At 61.2% G+C, this 15997-nt stretch carries 16 protein-coding genes and 1 riboswitch; of the genes, 5 read left to right on the top strand and 11 right to left on the bottom strand.

Annotated features, from left to right (window positions below):
* Positions 1–24 precede the first annotated feature (24 nt).
* The 6 genes from AOA62_RS13165 to cobO are packed head-to-tail and all read right to left on the bottom strand — an operon-like array spanning position 25 to position 6012.
* Positions 25–1476 (bottom strand): cobyric acid synthase, encoded by a 1452-nt coding sequence (locus AOA62_RS13165; RefSeq protein WP_099548860.1) that lies wholly within the window; start codon positions 1474–1476, stop codon positions 25–27.
* Positions 1473–2462 (bottom strand): threonine-phosphate decarboxylase CobD, encoded by a 990-nt coding sequence (cobD, locus tag AOA62_RS13160; protein ID WP_017134892.1) that lies wholly within the window; start codon positions 2460–2462, stop codon positions 1473–1475. The genes AOA62_RS13165 and cobD overlap by 4 nt, the downstream gene beginning before the upstream one ends.
* The gene (gene cbiB, locus AOA62_RS13155) at positions 2455–3363 is read right to left on the bottom strand and encodes an adenosylcobinamide-phosphate synthase CbiB (RefSeq protein ID WP_017134891.1); all 909 of its coding nucleotides are present in this window, start codon (positions 3361–3363) and stop codon (positions 2455–2457) included. Before cbiB ends, cobD begins: the two co-directional genes overlap by 8 nt.
* On the bottom strand, positions 3360–4010 hold the full coding sequence (bluB, locus tag AOA62_RS13150; protein WP_017134890.1) for a 5,6-dimethylbenzimidazole synthase: 651 nt from the start codon (positions 4008–4010) through the stop codon (positions 3360–3362). Before bluB ends, cbiB begins: the two co-directional genes overlap by 4 nt.
* Positions 4007–5404, bottom strand: coding sequence for a cobyrinate a,c-diamide synthase (locus AOA62_RS13145; protein WP_099548859.1), 1398 nt, complete (start codon positions 5402–5404; stop codon positions 4007–4009). Before AOA62_RS13145 ends, bluB begins: the two co-directional genes overlap by 4 nt.
* Complete coding sequence (cobO, locus tag AOA62_RS13140) at positions 5401–6012, bottom strand: cob(I)yrinic acid a,c-diamide adenosyltransferase (RefSeq protein WP_010208674.1); 612 nt, start codon at positions 6010–6012, stop codon at positions 5401–5403. Before cobO ends, AOA62_RS13145 begins: the two co-directional genes overlap by 4 nt.
* Positions 6013–6089: 77 nt before the next feature.
* Positions 6090–6341: riboswitch (cobalamin riboswitch) on the bottom strand.
* A 99-nt stretch (positions 6342–6440) separates the two neighbouring features.
* Between cobO and AOA62_RS13135 the strand changes: the two genes are divergently transcribed.
* The gene (locus AOA62_RS13135; protein WP_099548858.1) at positions 6441–7754 is read left to right on the top strand and encodes a sorbosone dehydrogenase family protein; all 1314 of its coding nucleotides are present in this window, start codon (positions 6441–6443) and stop codon (positions 7752–7754) included.
* A gap of 138 nt (positions 7755–7892) precedes the next feature.
* Here AOA62_RS13135 and AOA62_RS13130 read toward each other — a convergent pair whose 3' ends face one another.
* The 5 genes from AOA62_RS13130 to AOA62_RS13110 form a co-directional block, all read right to left on the bottom strand.
* On the bottom strand, positions 7893–8432 hold the full coding sequence (locus AOA62_RS13130) for a C40 family peptidase (RefSeq protein WP_017134887.1): 540 nt from the start codon (positions 8430–8432) through the stop codon (positions 7893–7895).
* A 144-nt stretch (positions 8433–8576) separates the two neighbouring features.
* Complete coding sequence (locus AOA62_RS13125; RefSeq protein ID WP_099548857.1) at positions 8577–9221, bottom strand: C40 family peptidase; 645 nt, start codon at positions 9219–9221, stop codon at positions 8577–8579.
* 213 nt (positions 9222–9434) lie between these two features.
* Positions 9435–10139: a DnaA regulatory inactivator Hda gene (gene hda, locus AOA62_RS13120; RefSeq protein WP_017134884.1), complete on the bottom strand. Its 705-nt coding sequence runs from the start codon at positions 10137–10139 to the stop codon at positions 9435–9437.
* A gap of 203 nt (positions 10140–10342) precedes the next feature.
* Complete coding sequence (locus tag AOA62_RS13115; protein ID WP_026013513.1) at positions 10343–11416, bottom strand: AI-2E family transporter; 1074 nt, start codon at positions 11414–11416, stop codon at positions 10343–10345.
* A 53-nt stretch (positions 11417–11469) separates the two neighbouring features.
* Positions 11470–12510: a DUF2066 domain-containing protein gene (locus AOA62_RS13110; RefSeq protein ID WP_017134882.1), complete on the bottom strand. Its 1041-nt coding sequence runs from the start codon at positions 12508–12510 to the stop codon at positions 11470–11472.
* A gap of 355 nt (positions 12511–12865) precedes the next feature.
* Here AOA62_RS13110 and purM point away from each other — a divergent pair, with 355 nt between their 5' ends.
* The 4 genes from purM to AOA62_RS13090 all read left to right on the top strand — a co-directional run bounded on the left by purM (position 12866) and on the right by AOA62_RS13090 (position 15861).
* Entirely contained in the window at positions 12866–13924 is a 1059-nt protein-coding gene (purM, locus tag AOA62_RS13105; RefSeq protein ID WP_017134881.1) for a phosphoribosylformylglycinamidine cyclo-ligase, read from the top strand.
* Positions 13924–14574: a phosphoribosylglycinamide formyltransferase gene (gene purN, locus AOA62_RS13100; RefSeq protein ID WP_017134880.1), complete on the top strand. Its 651-nt coding sequence runs from the start codon at positions 13924–13926 to the stop codon at positions 14572–14574. Before purM ends, purN begins: the two co-directional genes overlap by 1 nt.
* 8 nt (positions 14575–14582) lie before the next feature.
* On the top strand, positions 14583–15296 hold the full coding sequence (locus tag AOA62_RS13095; protein WP_017134879.1) for a DUF3108 domain-containing protein: 714 nt from the start codon (positions 14583–14585) through the stop codon (positions 15294–15296).
* Positions 15297–15672: 376 nt separating this feature from the next.
* Positions 15673–15861: a hypothetical protein gene (locus tag AOA62_RS13090; protein WP_017134878.1), complete on the top strand. Its 189-nt coding sequence runs from the start codon at positions 15673–15675 to the stop codon at positions 15859–15861.
* Positions 15862–15997 lie beyond the last annotated feature (136 nt).

The raw sequence follows: 15997 nt of genomic DNA, 5'->3' as shown, positions 1-15997 counted from the left end.
CACATTTGGACTGGGTGTACACCGTCAGAGCCCGCATAGCTTGCGCAACAACGCGGTATCCAGATGATTTTCCACCAGGTCCGCCAAACGCTCGATATCGCGCTCGCGCAAGGCGTGGTAATCCACCTCCTGCACATCCTGCAACCCAGCCCAGCGCAACAAGGCGCTGCACGCCGCGGGGCTTTCGAACAGGCCATGCAGGTAGGTGCCGAGAATCTGCCCGTCGGCACTCTGGGCGCCGTCACTGCGGCCGTCATCCAACCGCACGGCGGCGTTCGCCAGCGCTTCACCGCAAGTCACGCCGGCGTGGATCTCATAACCACTGACCTCGGCATCTTCCAGCAACAAGCGCCCACGCACATTGCGCAGCTGCTTCTCTTCCTCCAGCGTCGTACTGAACGCCAACAGCCCCAAGCCTTCACTGGAGCCAGCCGGCCCTTCCAGCCCGAGCGTGTCATGCAGCTGCTCGCCGAGCATCTGCAAGCCGCCGCAAATCCCCAGCACCTTGCCGCCATAACGCAAGTGCCGCACCACGGCAGTGTCCCAGCCGTTGGCGCGCAAATAGGCCAAGTCACTGCGCACGCTTTTGGAGCCCGGCAGGATAATCAGGTCGGCAGGCGGAATCGGCTGGCCCGGCCCGACAAACTGCAAATCCACCTGCGGGTGCAGGCGCAGCGGGTCGAAATCGGTGTGGTTGCTGATGCGCGGCAATACCGGCACCACCACCTTGAGCACTTGGGCGGCCTTGTCGATCTGGCGCTGGTCGATGCCGTCTTCGGCTTCCAGGTGCAGGTCCATCACGTAGGGCAGTACGCCCACCACTGGCTTGCCGGTGCGCGCTTCCAACCAGTCGAGGCCAGGCTGCAGCAAGGCGATATCGCCGCGAAAACGGTTGATAATGAAGCCCTTGACCCGCGCCTGTTCGGTTGGCGAAAGCAATTCCAGAGTGCCGACCAGGTGGGCGAACACGCCGCCGCGATTGATGTCGGCAATCAGTAGCACCGGGCAATCCACAGCCTCGGCAAAACCCATATTGGCAATGTCATTGGCGCGCAGATTGATCTCGGCGGGCGACCCCGCGCCTTCCACCATCACCACCGGGTAAGCCGCGCTCAGGCGTGTGTGAGAGGCCAGCACCGCCTGCATCGCGATGGCTTTATAGTCGTGATAGGCCACGGCGTTCATGCTGGTCACGGCGCGGCCATGGATGATGACTTGGGAGCCGGTGTCGCTGTTGGGTTTGAGCAGCACCGGGTTCATGTCAGTGTGTGGCGCCAGGTTGGCGGCCTGGGCTTGCACCGCCTGGGCGCGGCCGATCTCGCCACCTTCAGCGGTCACGGCACTGTTGAGCGCCATGTTCTGCGGCTTGAACGGCGCCACCGCGATGCCTTGGCGCACCAGCCAGCGACACAGCGCGGTCACCAGGGTACTTTTGCCCGCGTCGGAGGTGGTGCCTTGCACCATCAGCGTACTCATGGTGCTTCCTTGTAGACAGCCAGGGCTTCGTCGAGTCGCAGCCAATCTGCCTCGGTATCGGGCAAGCCAAAGCGCAGGCTGCTGTCGTGGACAAACAGGCGCAGCAGAATGCCGCGCTGGGCCATGAATTCATGCATGCGTTCGGCGTGCGGGGTGATCAGCCACTGGAACAGGGCGCAGCCACCGTGGGGTTGAAAGCCGTGGCGTTCGAGCAGGTCAAACAAGCGCCGGCCCGCTTCGACACAGCGCTCACGCTGACGAACCTGCCCGGCGGTATCACGCAGGCACACTTGCCCGAGCACGCGGGTCGGCCCGCTGACGGCCCACGGCCCAACCTGCTCGGCCAACAGCCGCAGCAACCGGCGCTCAGCCAGCACGAAGCCCAGGCGCACACCGGCCAGGCCGAAAAATTTGCCGAACGAGCGCAATACAATCAGGCCGACATGATGGGTGTGGCTGGCCAGGCTGAGCTCTGGTGTGACGTCCATGAATGCCTCGTCCACCACCAGCCAACCGCCGCGTTGGGCCAGCCGCGCGTGCCAGTCCAGCAGGCGTTGCGGGCTCAGGCTAAGGCCGGTGGGGTTGTTGGGGTTAACCACCACCAGCACGTCAAGGCTGTCGAGAAAGAAGTCGACTTCCTGCTCCTGCACTTCGCGCACCACATACCCGGCGCGGCGCCAGGCTTCGGCGTGCTCGGCGTAACAGGGCGACAACACGCCAACCTTGCCGGAGCGGCGCAGACGCGGCAGCAGCTGGATCGCGGCCTGGGAGCCCGGCACCGGCAGCAGGTGGGCGGCACCGTAATAGTCGCAGGCGGCCTTTTCCAGGCCGTCGTCGGCTTCCGGCAAACGCGCCCAGGCGCGCAGCGGGATGTCCGGGATCGACCAGGGCCAGGGCGCGAGGCCGCTGGACAGGTCAAGCCAATCGGCCTCGGCAATCCCGTATTCAATCACCGCCTTACGCAGGCGCCCACCGTGCTCAAGCATACAATTGCGCCCCCGCGCAGAGGATCAACAGCCATAACCAAACGCCACGCTGCACCAGTTGCCAGCCACGGTCGATGGCGTCGGCATCGGCGGCCGGGCCTTCGCCCAACTGCGGACGCTGATGCAGCTCGCCGTGATAGATCGCCGCGCCACCCAGCTCGACGCCCAGGGCGCCCGCCCCGGCCGCCATCACCGGACCCGCGTTGGGACTGTCCCAGGTGGGGCCTTGGGTGCGCCAGCATCTGAGCGCCAAGCGAGTTTTGCCTAAAACGGCGTAGGTCAGCGCCACCAGCCGTGCAGGAATATAGTTGAGCACATCGTCGATCTTGGCCGCTGCCCAGCCGAAGCGCTCGAAGCGTTCGTTGCGATAGCCCCACATGGCGTCGAGAGTGTTGCTCAGGCGGTACAGCACCACGCCCGGCACACCGGCGACCACAAACCAGAACAACGCGGCAAATACTGCGTCGCTGCCGTTCTCCAGCACTGACTCGGTGGCGGCGCGGGCGACTTCGGTGCTGTCCAGCTCGCTGGTCTGGCGGCTGACCAGATAACTCACACGTTTGCGCGCTTCATCCAGGTCACCGCTGCGCAACGCCTGCGCAACCGGGATCACATGTTCACCCAGGCTGCGCATGCCGAGCGCCAGGTACAGCGCCAGGATTTCCAGGACCCAGCCGATATAGGGCGCCCACGATAACGCGGTCGCCAGCAGTGTCAGCGGCACCACGGCGATAAACCATGCGGTCACGCCGTGGCTGCGCCAGCCACGGCCACCGGTGTTGAAACGTTGCTCGATGCGCCCGGCGAAATTGCCGAACGCCACCAGCGGATGCCAGCGCCTGGGTTCACCCAGTAGCGCATCCAGCGCCACCGCAGCGACACACAGCAAGGCCACACTCATTGACTCACTCCCCACACATTCTCATACAACATGTCACTCAGCGGCCGTGGTTCGGTCCAGCCTTCGAGTTGCAACATCGGTGCCGGGTAGAACTCGGCCACCGGGCCCAGGCACAACACGGCCAGGGGTTTGGCGCCGGGCGGCAGGCCCAGCAGGTCGGCCAGGGCTTGTGGCTCGAACAGCGAGACCCAGCCCATACCAATGCCCTCGACACGGGCGGCCAGCCAGAGATTCTGGATCGCGCAGGACAGCGACGCCATGTCCATCTCCGGCAAGGTGCGCCGGCCAAAAATATGGCGCTCGCGGTCGTCCATCAACGCGGCCACCAATACTTCGGCGCAGTCGTGGATGCCTTCGACCTTGAGCTTCATGAATTCGTCGGAGCGCTCGCCCAGGGCTTCGGCGGTGCGCACGCGTTCTTCCTCCACCAATTGCTGAATATTCCCACGCAGTTGACGGTCGCTGATGCGGATAAACCGCCAGGGTTGCATCAAGCCCACGCTGGGCGCCTGGTGTGCGGCCTGGAGCAGGCGGTGCAGCAATTCGGGCGCGACCGTGCCGCCGGTGAAGTGGCGCATGTCGCGGCGTTCGGCGATGGCGCGGTAGACGGCTTGGCGGTCGGCTTGGGGATAGGCGTTGTTGGTCATGGCCCTATCGCGGGCAAGCCCGCTCCCACATTTGCAATGCATTCCCCTGTGGGAGCTGGCTTGTCGGGTCGCCGCATCGCTGCGATAGCGGTCTCAATGCTCGGCGCGAAGAGTGCGGCCACCGCCGTTGGATTCGACGGAAAATAAAAGTGCACATATGAAGCCGTCATCCGCCCCTGCCGATACACCGCCTCCGCCCCGCGCCCGCCATTGGGGCTCAGGCCGCGGGCAATCGGCTGCCATTCGGTGCTGGTCAGGGAATGGTGATAGGTATGGCCGCGCAGCACGCCTTCGGGCAACTCGACACTTTGCAGGGCCAGGGCGGCAAGTTTCTTTTGCATCACCGCATCGCCTTGCAGCAGGCCGACCAGTTCGGCACGGGCGCCGTCCACATCGGTGAGCGAATCCAGCAGGTAGAGCATGCCGCCACATTCAGCCAACAGTGGTTTGCCAGCCGCATGATGGGTGCGAATAGCCGCAAGCATCCGGGTGTTTTCAGACAGTGCCTGGTGATGCAATTCGGGATAGCCGCCGGGCAAGTACAGGCTGTCGGCGTCGGGCAATTGGTGATCATGGATCGGCGAGAAAAACTTCAACTCAGCGCCCATTGCCCGCAACAGATCCAGGCTGGCGCCGTAGGTAAAAGCGAAGGCTTCATCACGGGCTACGGCAATACGCACACCGGCCAACAGCGGCTCAGCCTCAATCAGTTGCGGCGCGGCGAACGTCACCGGCGGCGGCAACGCCACTTCGCAGCTGCTGCCCAGCGCCTGGGCTGCGGCGTCCAGGCGCGCATCGAGGTCATTGAGTTCACTGGCTTGCACCAGGCCCAGGTGACGGCTCGGTAATTCAATCCCCGTTTCACGGGACAGCGCGCCATACCAGCGCAGGCCTTCGGTGAGGCTGCCCTCGAGCAGCTGCGCATGACGCAGGGTGCCAACGCGATTGGCCAGCACACCGGCGAATGGCAAGTCCGGCTGGTAGCGCGCCAGGCCCAAGGCCAAGGCACCAAAGGTCTGGGCCATGGCGGTGCCATCAATGACCCCGAGCACCGGCACACCAAAGTGCCGCGCCAGGTCGGCGCTCGACGGTGTGCCGTCAAACAGCCCCATTACGCCTTCGATGAGAATAAGGTCAGCCTCGCCGGCTGCTTCCCACAGCAAGCGGCGACTTTCTTGCTCGCCCACCATCCACATGTCCAACTGATACACCGGCGCACCGCTGGCGCGCTCGTGGATCATCGGGTCGAGAAAATCCGGCCCGCATTTGAACACGCGCACCTTGCGCCCCAGGTTGCGGTGCAAGCGGGCGAGCGCGGCGGTGACGGTGGTTTTGCCCTGGCCGGACGCCGGTGCGGCGATCAATACGGCTGGGCAATGACGGGGCTGATTCAAAGTTCGACGCCCTTCTGTGCCTTGATACCGGCTTGGAACGCGTGCTTGAGCATGCCCATTTCGGTGACGGTGTCGCCCATTTCGATCAGTTCAGGCTTGGCGCCACGGCCAGTCACCACAACGTGCTGCATGGGTGGGCGGGCCTGCAGGTCGCTGAGCACCTGGTCCAGATCGAGGTAGCCGTGCTTGAGGGCGATGTTCAACTCGTCCAGCACCACCAGGCCGATGGACGGGTCTTGCAGCAATTCGCGGGAAACTGCCCAGGCGGCTTCGGCGGCGGCGATGTCGCGCTGGCGGTCCTGGGTTTCCCAGGTGAAGCCTTCGCCCATTACATGGAAACGCACTTGCTCGGGGAAACGCCGGAAGAACAACTCTTCGCCGGTGCTGTTACGCCCCTTGATGAACTGCACCACGCCGCACTGCATGCCGTGGCCCATGGCGCGGGCGAGCATGCCGAATGCCGAGCTGCTTTTGCCTTTGCCGTTACCGGTCAGCACCAGCAGCAAGCCGCATTCGTTTGGGGAATTGGCGATACGCTCGTCGATCACGGCTTTTTTGCGCAGCATGCGCGCCAGGTGGCGTTCGTCGCGGTCGGGGGAATCAGTCATGGCAGCTCTCCGTTGGGGCTGGACAAAAACGGCGGGCAGGAAAAAGAAAAACAGACAGCCAAGCATCGCCCACCGTGATGCTGTTGGATGATCCAGGCCGGTCTCCGGGCTCATGAGTGGCGCTCTGCTGATAGCGCGAGCAGGCCAACGGCGCGCCTTCCCATATCACGCGGATACAGTGGCAAAAGGCACCGTTTTGACTCATTTACCGTTGCGGGGGCAGCGCCGGAATTGTGGCTGCGCTGTGTACAAACGCGCTCACTCACCGGCTTCCCTGTTTCACTCTGTCGGCACATGGGCCACAGAGCACCTGGAACAAGCCGCGAAGGTTAGTGGGTTGGGGGTGGAGCGTCAATTAAAGCTGGCCTTGCACTTGAACCATCCGACTGCCGCGCTTCTCTACCTTTACAGGTATTAAGGAGAAAACCATGCACAAAACCAGACTCGCCTTACTGATCATGCTGGCAGGCACCCTCGCCGCCTGCGGTGAAAGCTCTACCCTGCAGGTCTCGGACGGCACCGGGCCATCGCCCAAGCTGCCGGAGCCGAACAAAACCCTGATCCCCACCGTAAACATCGCCCCGGCGATCGGCTGGCCGGAGGGTGCCAAGCCGACAGCCGCTGCCGGGACTCAAGTAGCGGCATTTGCCGAAGGCCTGGATCACCCGCGCTGGCTCTACGTTTTGCCTAACGGGGATGTGCTGGTAGCCGAAACCAATTCGCCACCCAAACCAGAAGACGCCACGGGCATTCGTGGCTGGGTGATGGAGAAGGTCATGGGCCGCGCGGGCGCGGGCGTGCCGAGCCCGAACCGCATCACACTGCTGCGCGATGCCGACCATGATGGCGTGGCCGAGACGCGCACGGTGTTTCTGGAGAACCTCAATTCACCGTTTGGCATGACCCTGGTGGGTAACGACCTGTACGTCGCCGATTCGGACAAGCTGCTGCGCTTCCCTTACCAGCCGGGTGAAACCGCGATCAAGGAGGCCGGCACCAAGGTGATCGACCTGCCGGGCGGCAGTATCAACCACCACTGGACCAAAAATGTGGTGGCCAGCAAGGACGGCAGCAGGTTGTATGTGAGTGTCGGCTCCAACAGCAATGTCGGTGAGAATGGCCTGGCGGCGGAGGAAGGCCGAGCGGCGATCTGGGAGGTCGACCGCGCCACGGGCCAGCACCGTATCTTTGCCTCCGGTTTGCGCAACCCCAATGGCATGGCCTGGGAACCGCAGAGCGGCAAGCTGTGGACGGCGGTCAACGAGCGCGACGAAATCGGCAGCGACCTGGTGCCGGACTACATCACCTCGGTCAAGGATGGCGCGTTTTATGGCTGGCCCTTCAGTTACTACGGCCAACATGTGGACGTGCGGGTCTCACCGCAAAACCCCGACCTGGTCGCCAAGGCCATCGCCCCGGACTATGCCGTGGGGCCGCATACCGCGTCCCTTGGGTTGACGTTTGCCGAGGGCAGTAAACTCCCGGCACAGTTCAGCAACGGCGCTTTTATTGGCCAGCATGGTTCGTGGAACCGCAAACCGCACAGTGGCTACAAGGTGATCTTCGTGCCGTTCGAGGGTGGGCAACCCAAGGGGCAGCCGGTGGACGTGCTGACCGGGTTTCTCAATAAAGACGAAAAAGCCATGGGCCGGCCGGTGGGCGTGGTGATTGATCAGCAAGGGGATTTGCTGGTGGCCGATGATGTGGGGAATAAGGTGTGGCGGGTGTCGGCGGTTAAGTAACTGCCTTGTATGGGGCCCATGTGGGAGCTGGCTTGCCTGCGATGGAATCGCCTCGGTTTAACTGACAGACCGAGCCGCCTGAATCGCAGGCAAGCCAGCTCCCACACAAGCCGGCTCAGACACTTGGGCCCGAGTGGCTTAAGGATTACGCGCCAGGCTTGCCGGCAACACGCGCTTGGCGCTCAGGTAGGCATTCTGCCAATAGGCCTTGGACAAGGTGTCCAGCTTCACCGTACCGCCCGTTTGCGGGGCGTGTACGAATCGCCCTTCACCCACGTAGATACCTGCGTGGCTTACTCGCGAGCCGCCGCCGGTGGCGAAGAAGATCAGGTCGCCGGTTTGCAGGTTGTTTTCGCTCACATCCTGAGCGCGCATCACGATCAGTTCGCGGGTGGTGCGCGGCAGGCTGATGCCGGCGGCGTCACGGTACACAAAGCCGATCAGGCCGCTGCAATCGAACCCGGAGTCCGGGGTGTTGCCGCCCCAACGGTAAGGCGTGCCGACCAGGCCCAGCGCACGGAAGAGCACGTCTTCGGCAGCTGGCGAGAAATTTTGGGTCGAATAGTTGAACACCGGCCTGGGCTTGACCGCGACAGGCGCAGGCGGCGGTGGACGGCTTGCGCAGGCGCTGAGGAGCGCGGCGCAAACAAGAAGAATGAGGCGGGCTGAGGTCGACATGGGCAGAACAATCCTGATCTGGATGCGGCTTTCGCTGCCGAACGCTGAAAACCAGAACGCGCAAGCAAAGCTCGCGCGAACGGATTACAACAATGTCCAGGGATTCTAGCGCTTACGCGTCAAACTTCAAGTATCACTTTAACTTTACTTACTAGCGGTAACCGTAGTCGGGGCCATGGCGAGGGCGCGCTTGGCTTCGATGAAGGTTTTGCTCCAGTAGCTGTCACCCAGGTTGTCGACTCGAACACCGCCACTGCGACGGCTGCTGGAGTGGATAAACTGGTTATCGCCCAAGTAGATACCGGCGTGGCTTACACGACCACGGCCTGCCGTACTAAAGAAAAGCAGATCACCGGGCTTGAGGTTGTTGCGTTCGACCAACGGTGCATCCACGTTGATCATTTCGCGTGTCGAGCGTGGCAAATTCATGCCGGCTTCTTCACGGAACAGGTAGCCGATAAAGCCGCTGCAGTCGAAACCGGCTTCAGAGGTACCGCCGAAACGGTAACGGGTACCGATCAGGGACATGCCGCGTTCGAGGATGCTGTCGGCCAGAACGGGAAGCTGGTAAGGCTTGTTGCCGGCGAAGGCAGCCAGTTCTTTCTCAGTAGCCTGCTCTTCTTTATAAAGAGCTTCTTCATAGACAGTAGAAGACTGCGCTGCAACGAACTTTGCCTGATTTTGAACCTGTGGTTTTTGCTGCTCAGCCACGTTTTGAGTGTGGGTGGCGCAACCAAACAACAGGGTAACGAGTGCGAGAGGCACGAGGGGTGCGAAGCGATTTAGCATGGGCACGACCGTGGCTGATGTGTAAAGAAGTCGAGACTATGCCCTCTATCACATCGATTTGCAAATTCAATCGTGATCTATGTGACTTCTGGTTTGGACTATGACATCTAAGCCCTTAACACCCTATTCATGCCTGTTGCGTGGCCAAACCGGCCCAAACGCAGGTTTTCTGGCGCCTGGAAGTTGCCGAAAACCCCACTGGACAAGGGCTGGCTACCAGCCGAGGGTTTCCTTGAGAAACGGAATGGTCAGCTTGCGCTGGGCCTGCAAGGAGGCTTGATCGAGCTGTTCGAGCAAATCGAACAACGCGCTCATACTGCGGGTGCCACGGGTGAGAATAAAGTGCCCGACTTCGTCGGTCAGGTGCAGGCCACGGCGCGATGCGCGCAATTGCAGGGCACGCAGCTTGTCTTCGTCGGAGAGTGGGCGCATTTGAAAGATGAGCGCCAGGGTCAGGCGTGATTTGAGGTCAGCCAGTTTCACCGGCAGCTCACGCGGCGAGGTGGACGCAGCAATCAACAAGCGCCGGCCGCTGTCACGCAAGCGGTTGAACAGGTGAAACAGCGCCTCTTCCCAATCTGCCTTGCCGGCGATGGCCTGCAGGTCATCCAGACACACCAGTTCGTATTGCTCAAGGTGGTCGAAGATGCCAATGCCACGGTCCATCAACTCAGCCAGCGGCAAGTAAACCGCCGGCTCGCCCATCTGCTCGAAGCGCAGGCACGCGGCCTGCAACAGGTGGGTACGCCCCACGCCGTGCTTGCCCCACAGATAGATCAGGCTTTCAGTCCACCCGGCGTCGGCTTCGCAGAGTCGCTCGACATAGCCGAGTGCAGCGGCATTGGCGCCTGGGTAGTAATTGATAAAGGTGGCGTCGTCACGCAGACGCACACCCAAGGGCAGCTGAATCGGTTTCATGCTGACTGAACGGCTCCAAACGAACCGTTAGTGGCCTCTGTGTAAAGTTTGCAAAGTTTATACCCGTGAAGCCGGGCGCACAATGCAGCAGACCACAAGCAAAATCAAAGGTTTGCGTTAACTTGGGGCGATTTGCGCAAATTGTTTGACACCCCGCCCCAGAAACAACAAACCCGGCTTAGGCCGGGTTTGTTGCGAAACGGTTACAGGTCCGGGTCTTCAACCCCGGTATACGCATCCGAATCCTTATATAGATCATGGACGTGGCGCACCAACACCATGATCACCGCCGCCACCGGCAGCGCCAGCAAGATGCCAGTAAAACCAAACAGCTCACCACCCGCCAGGATCGCAAAGATCACCGCTACCGGGTGCAAGCCAATGCGGTCACCCACCAGCAGTGGCGTCAGCACCATGCCTTCCAGAGCCTGGCCGACCATGAACACCGCGACGATCCCAAGCATCGGGTACAGGTCGCCGCCAAACTGGAACAACCCGGCCACCAGCGCGGCGCCGATGCCAATCACAAAGCCCATGTACGGCACGATGGCGGCCAAGCCGGCGATCAAGCCGATCAACAGTCCCAGCTCCAAACCAATCGCCATCAAGCCGGCGGCATAGATGATCCCCAGCGCCAGCATTACCAGCAACTGACCGCGTACAAACGCGCCGAGCACCTCATGGCACTCTTGTGCCAGGGAAACGATGCGCTCTTCGTTATTGCGTGGCAGCAGGCTGCGGATCTTGGCCATCATGATGTCCCAGTCACGCAGCAGGTAGAACGCCACCACCGGGATCAGCACCAGGTTGGTCAGCCAGCCGATCAATGCAAGGCTGGAGGCCGTGGCCTGGCTGAGCACCACACCGACAATGTCGGTGGTCTGGCCCATATGCTCACTGATCGCGGCCTTGACCTTGTCGAACTTCCAGAAGCCATCCGCCAGCCCCAGCTTGGCCTGAGCCCACGGCATCGCCGTGTGCTGCAACCAGTCGAGCATTTGCGGCGCCAGCTCATAGAGACGGAACAGCTGCTTGGCCAGCATCGGCACCAACACCAACACCAGCACCGTGATAATCAATGTGAACAGCGCAAACACCGTCACCACACCCCAGGTGCGCGACATGCCGATTTTCTCCAGTCGATCCACCACGGGATCGAACAGGTAGGCGAGCAGCAACGCCACCAGGAACGGCGTCAGGATCGAATGCAGCAAGAACACAAAAACGCACAGCAGGACAACCCCACCAAGCCACACCCAACGACGCGTATCCGCCATAAACCACTCCATCTATCATTTGTTTCCTTCTATCTATATAGAAGGAAGATCACCTACCAACGAAAACGTAACTGCGCCTGGGGCTCCGGGGCAGCCGGCGGCTGCGTACCATCGGCCACCGGCGGTTGAACCGGCGCTTCGCCCGCAGGCACTTCCTGCAACTTGGCCAGGCTCAACTGAGTGCGCAACTGATCGGCACTGCCGTTGACCCGATACACAATGCGATTGCCATCCACCCGCTGTGGCTGAGCGCCAAAGGGTTCAAGCAGATGGCCCAAGGCGGCATAGCGCTCCAGATTCATGCCCTGCACTTCGAGCAGCTGTTCGGTGCTCACACCTGGTTTGACGGCAAAACGCGGTGCCAGTTTTTGACTGACCGCCAACATCACGGCATCGGCCACCGCGCCAGTGTCAGCGCCCTGGGCGGTGCCCTGCTCGCTTTTGTCGCCCAGCCACAGGCGCCATTTGGCCTGCCACTGGCTGCCTTCCTGGCGCGCGTGCACGGCCAGCAACGCGTCGGCGCCGTAGCGTTCGGAGGCGGCGCGCAAGGGCGTGGCATCGGCACTTTCCAGATTCGGTGCAGTGGCGACGACCTGCTCATCCAGGTCACCCAAGGGCAAACGCAACGGCAAGCCGCGGTGTTGTGCGGCACGGCGCAGTGCACCGGCTATCGCCTGGCCATCACCGACCAGGCTGCTGCCGTCAGTGGAATCGTTGAGCCACCAGCCGAGGATCGACGGCCGATTGCTGCCCCAGATCGACAAGCCGGCCTCACGCAATGCGCGATCAGTGCTCACAGGGTCGAAGTCTACTTGCAGGCTTTCCGGCGGGCCGGCGTCGTAGCCGTATTGGCTGATGATTTGCTGCGGGTCTTTGCGAATCGCCGCCAGGCCTGGGCCGTCGGCAGCCTTGGCATCGCCGGTCAGGCGGATCACCAGGGTTTGCACCGCGCGCTGGGTGGCCTGGTCACGCTCTTGGGGCGACTGGCTGGCAACCGGTTCAAGTACTTGATAAAGGCCATTGAGGGTTTCGGCATGACTCGCCAGGCTGACCAACGACAAGCAGCCTACAAAGAAGAAATTACACAGACGCATGGAAGATTCCCGAACGACAAATTTAGCGGCTGGAACAGACCGCGTGAACTCGGCTTGGCAAGGCTGTGACCACAGCAGCCGGTAAAACATTCACAGGGTCATGGCAGTTTTTGTACTGTCATAACGATAGCGGGTTAAAGGCTATACCTTAATACACGCCATTACCGGCACGTTTAGCATTTTTTTAACCGGCTTTTTTAACCTATATGGCCCTGCCCGTCGGCCCGAGGATGGCCGCTGCCCCTCAAGCCTGATAAAATCGCGCGCCTTCGCAGACCGTCAGCGGCTGGGCCTTTTACCAAAAGCGCCTGCCGGCTCGGTCGTTACCCAGAAATCCCCCCTAAAGGCCTGGATCATGAGCAAGCAACCCTCCCTGAGCTACAAGGACGCCGGTGTAGACATCGACGCCGGTGAAGCATTGGTCGAACGCATCAAGAGCGTCGCCAAGCGCACTGCGCGCCCCGAAGTCATGGGCGGCCTGGGCGGTTTTGGCGCCCTCTGCGAAATCCCGGCCGGCTACAAGCAGCCTGTGCTGGTGTCCGGCACCGACGGCGTGGGCACCAAGCTGCGCCTGGCGCTGAACCTGAACAAGCACGACACCATCGGCATTGACCTGGTTGCCATGTGCGTCAACGACCTGGTGGTGTGTGGCGCAGAGCCGCTGTTCTTCCTCGACTACTACGCCACCGGCAAGCTGAACGTGGACACCGCTGCTCAAGTGGTCACCGGCATCGGCGCCGGCTGCGAGCTGTCGGGTTGCTCTCTGGTCGGCGGCGAAACCGCTGAAATGCCAGGCATGTACGAAGGTGAAGACTACGACCTGGCCGGTTTCTGCGTCGGTGTTGTCGAAAAAGCTGAAATCATCGACGGTTCCAAAGTCGCAGCCGGTGACGCCCTGCTCGCCCTGCCATCGTCCGGCCCGCACTCCAACGGCTACTCGCTGATCCGCAAGATCATCGAAGTGTCCGGCGCCGACATCGAGAATACCCAGCTCGACGGCCAGCCGCTGACCGACCTGCTGATGGCCCCGACCCGCATCTACGTGAAGCCTTTGCTCAAGCTGATCAAGGACACCGGCGCCGTCAAAGCCATGGCCCACATCACCGGTGGTGGCCTGCTGGACAACATCCCGCGCGTGCTGCCTAAAGGCGCACAGGCGATTGTCGACGTGGCAAGCTGGACGCGTCCTGCCGTGTTCGACTGGCTGCAAGCGCAAGGCAATGTCAACGAAACCGAAATGCACCGCGTGCTGAACTGCGGCGTAGGCATGGTTATCTGCGTGGCTCAAGAGCACGTTGAAACCGCGCTGAACGTACTGCGTGAAGCGGGCGAGCAGCCTTGGGTTATCGGCCAGATCGCAACCGCTCCAGAAGGCGCGGCCCAGGTTGAACTGAAGAACCTCAAGGCTCACTGATGCCTGAGACCTGTGATGTCGTGGTGCTGCTCTCCGGCACCGGCAGTAACTTGCAGGCCCTGATCGACAGCACGCGCACCGGCGATAGCCCGGTGCGCATCGCTGCGGTGATCTCCAACCGCAGCGACGCCTACGGCCTGCAACGCGCCAGGGACGCGGGTATCGACACCCGCTCCCTGGATCACAAGGCTTTCGAAGGTCGCGAGGCCTTCGACAGCGCCTTGATCGAACTGATCGACGCCTTCAATCCCAAACTCGTGGTGCTTGCCGGTTTCATGCGCATCCTCAGCGCCGATTTCGTGCGGCACTACCAAGGGCGCCTGCTCAATATTCACCCGTCCCTGCTGCCCAAATACAAAGGGTTACACACACACCAACGCGCCCTTGAGGCCGGCGACACGGAGCATGGCTGCAGCGTGCACTTTGTCACCGAGGAACTCGATGGCGGGCCTCTGGTCGTACAGGCAGTGGTTCCGGTAGAGTCTGCAGATTCGGCGCAGACACTTGCGCAACGGGTTCACACCCAGGAACACAGGATTTACCCGCTGGCTGTTCGCTGGTTTGCCGAGGGACGATTGATTCTCGGCGAACAGGGTGCATTATTGGACGGTCAGTTACTCGCGGCCAGCGGCCACTTGATTCGAACCTAGGAGATTTTATGCGTCGCGCCCTGCTCTTCGCTTTTGCGCTGTTCGCCTTGCCCGCTGTGCAAGCAGCAGACCTTCACCCGTTCTCCGCCAGCTACACCGCCGACTGGAAGCAGTTGCCCATGAGCGGCTCGGCCGAGCGCAGCCTGGTCAAGAATGACAATGGCTCGTGGACCTTGAATTTCAAGGCGTCCATGATGATCGCCAGCCTCACCGAGACCAGTGTTATCCGTCTCGACAAAGATGCCCTGCAGCCCGTGAGCTACAGCTTCGAACGTGGCGGCCTGGGTAAGTCGAAGAAGATCAACCTGGACTTCGACCAGACGGCCAAGAAAGTCACCGGCTTTGAAAACAAAGACCCGGTCAACGTCGCCCTGCAAAGCGGCATGCTCGACAAGTCGACTTACCAGTTGGCACTGCAACGCGATGTGGCGGCCGGCAAGAAGAGCATGAGCTACATCGTCGTTGAAGGCACCGACACCGACACCTACGACTTCCGCGTAATCGGCCCGGAAAAAGTCCAGACCAAGGTCGGCGCCATCGATGCGATCAAGGTTGAACGTGTACGTGACCCGACGCAAAGCAAGCGCATCACCCAGATGTGGTTTGCCAAGGACCTGGGCGGCATTTTGGTAGCCTTGCGCCAGGTGGAAACCGACGGCAAGGAATACAACATCATGCTGCAGGACGGTACCGTTGATGGCCAGGCTATCAAAGGTAGCTGATACCGTGATGTGATTAAAAAGAGCCTCGCTGAATGCGGGGCTTTTTTTCGCCTGGAGGTTTTGTGTTGAAACCACTACCGCTATCGCAGGCAAGCCAGCTCCCACAGGTGAATGCATTTCAAATGTGGGAGCTGGCTTGCCTGCGATAGGGCCAACACGGTCACCACAAGACTTTAAGCCCATCCGAACATGAAACTTTTGTCATAAAACTCAGCACCCTGCGACGCAATGTCGCGATTTGCGTGGCCTGCAGCACTGTTGCATTTCCTGCAATAAATAGTTGCGCGCAAAATCGGTTTACTTAGCAAGCTAACAAAACATATAAAAGAGACCTGCGACGACTTGCCGCAGATCAACCAGAGATTGGAGCAAGCAGATGACTGTAAAAGTAACTGAACGCGACGATGCACACATGTCCCACGAAGCACTGGGCCATGGGATTCACATCTGGGATGTACATCAACAAGACCAACTGGTCGGCATGTTCCACAACGAGAACGAAGCCCACAATTATAAAAACGAGCTCGAATCTCTTGAGATGAAACGCCAGGCTGAAGGCTCCTGAAACTCTGAAATCTGCCAGTCACCCAGCCCCACACAGCAGCTGGTGTGCCTACACACAAAAACCCCGCCTTTGAGCGGGGTTTTTCGTTTCTAACAGCCACCGTTTTCCTGTGTTCTGCCACGACCGCATGAAAGCA

The organism is Pseudomonas sp. 2995-3 (assembly GCF_002742565.1).
GTDB classification, from domain to species: Bacteria; Pseudomonadota; Gammaproteobacteria; order Pseudomonadales; family Pseudomonadaceae; genus Aquipseudomonas; species Aquipseudomonas edaphica.
This window is presented reverse-complemented; position numbering and strand designations above follow the sequence as displayed.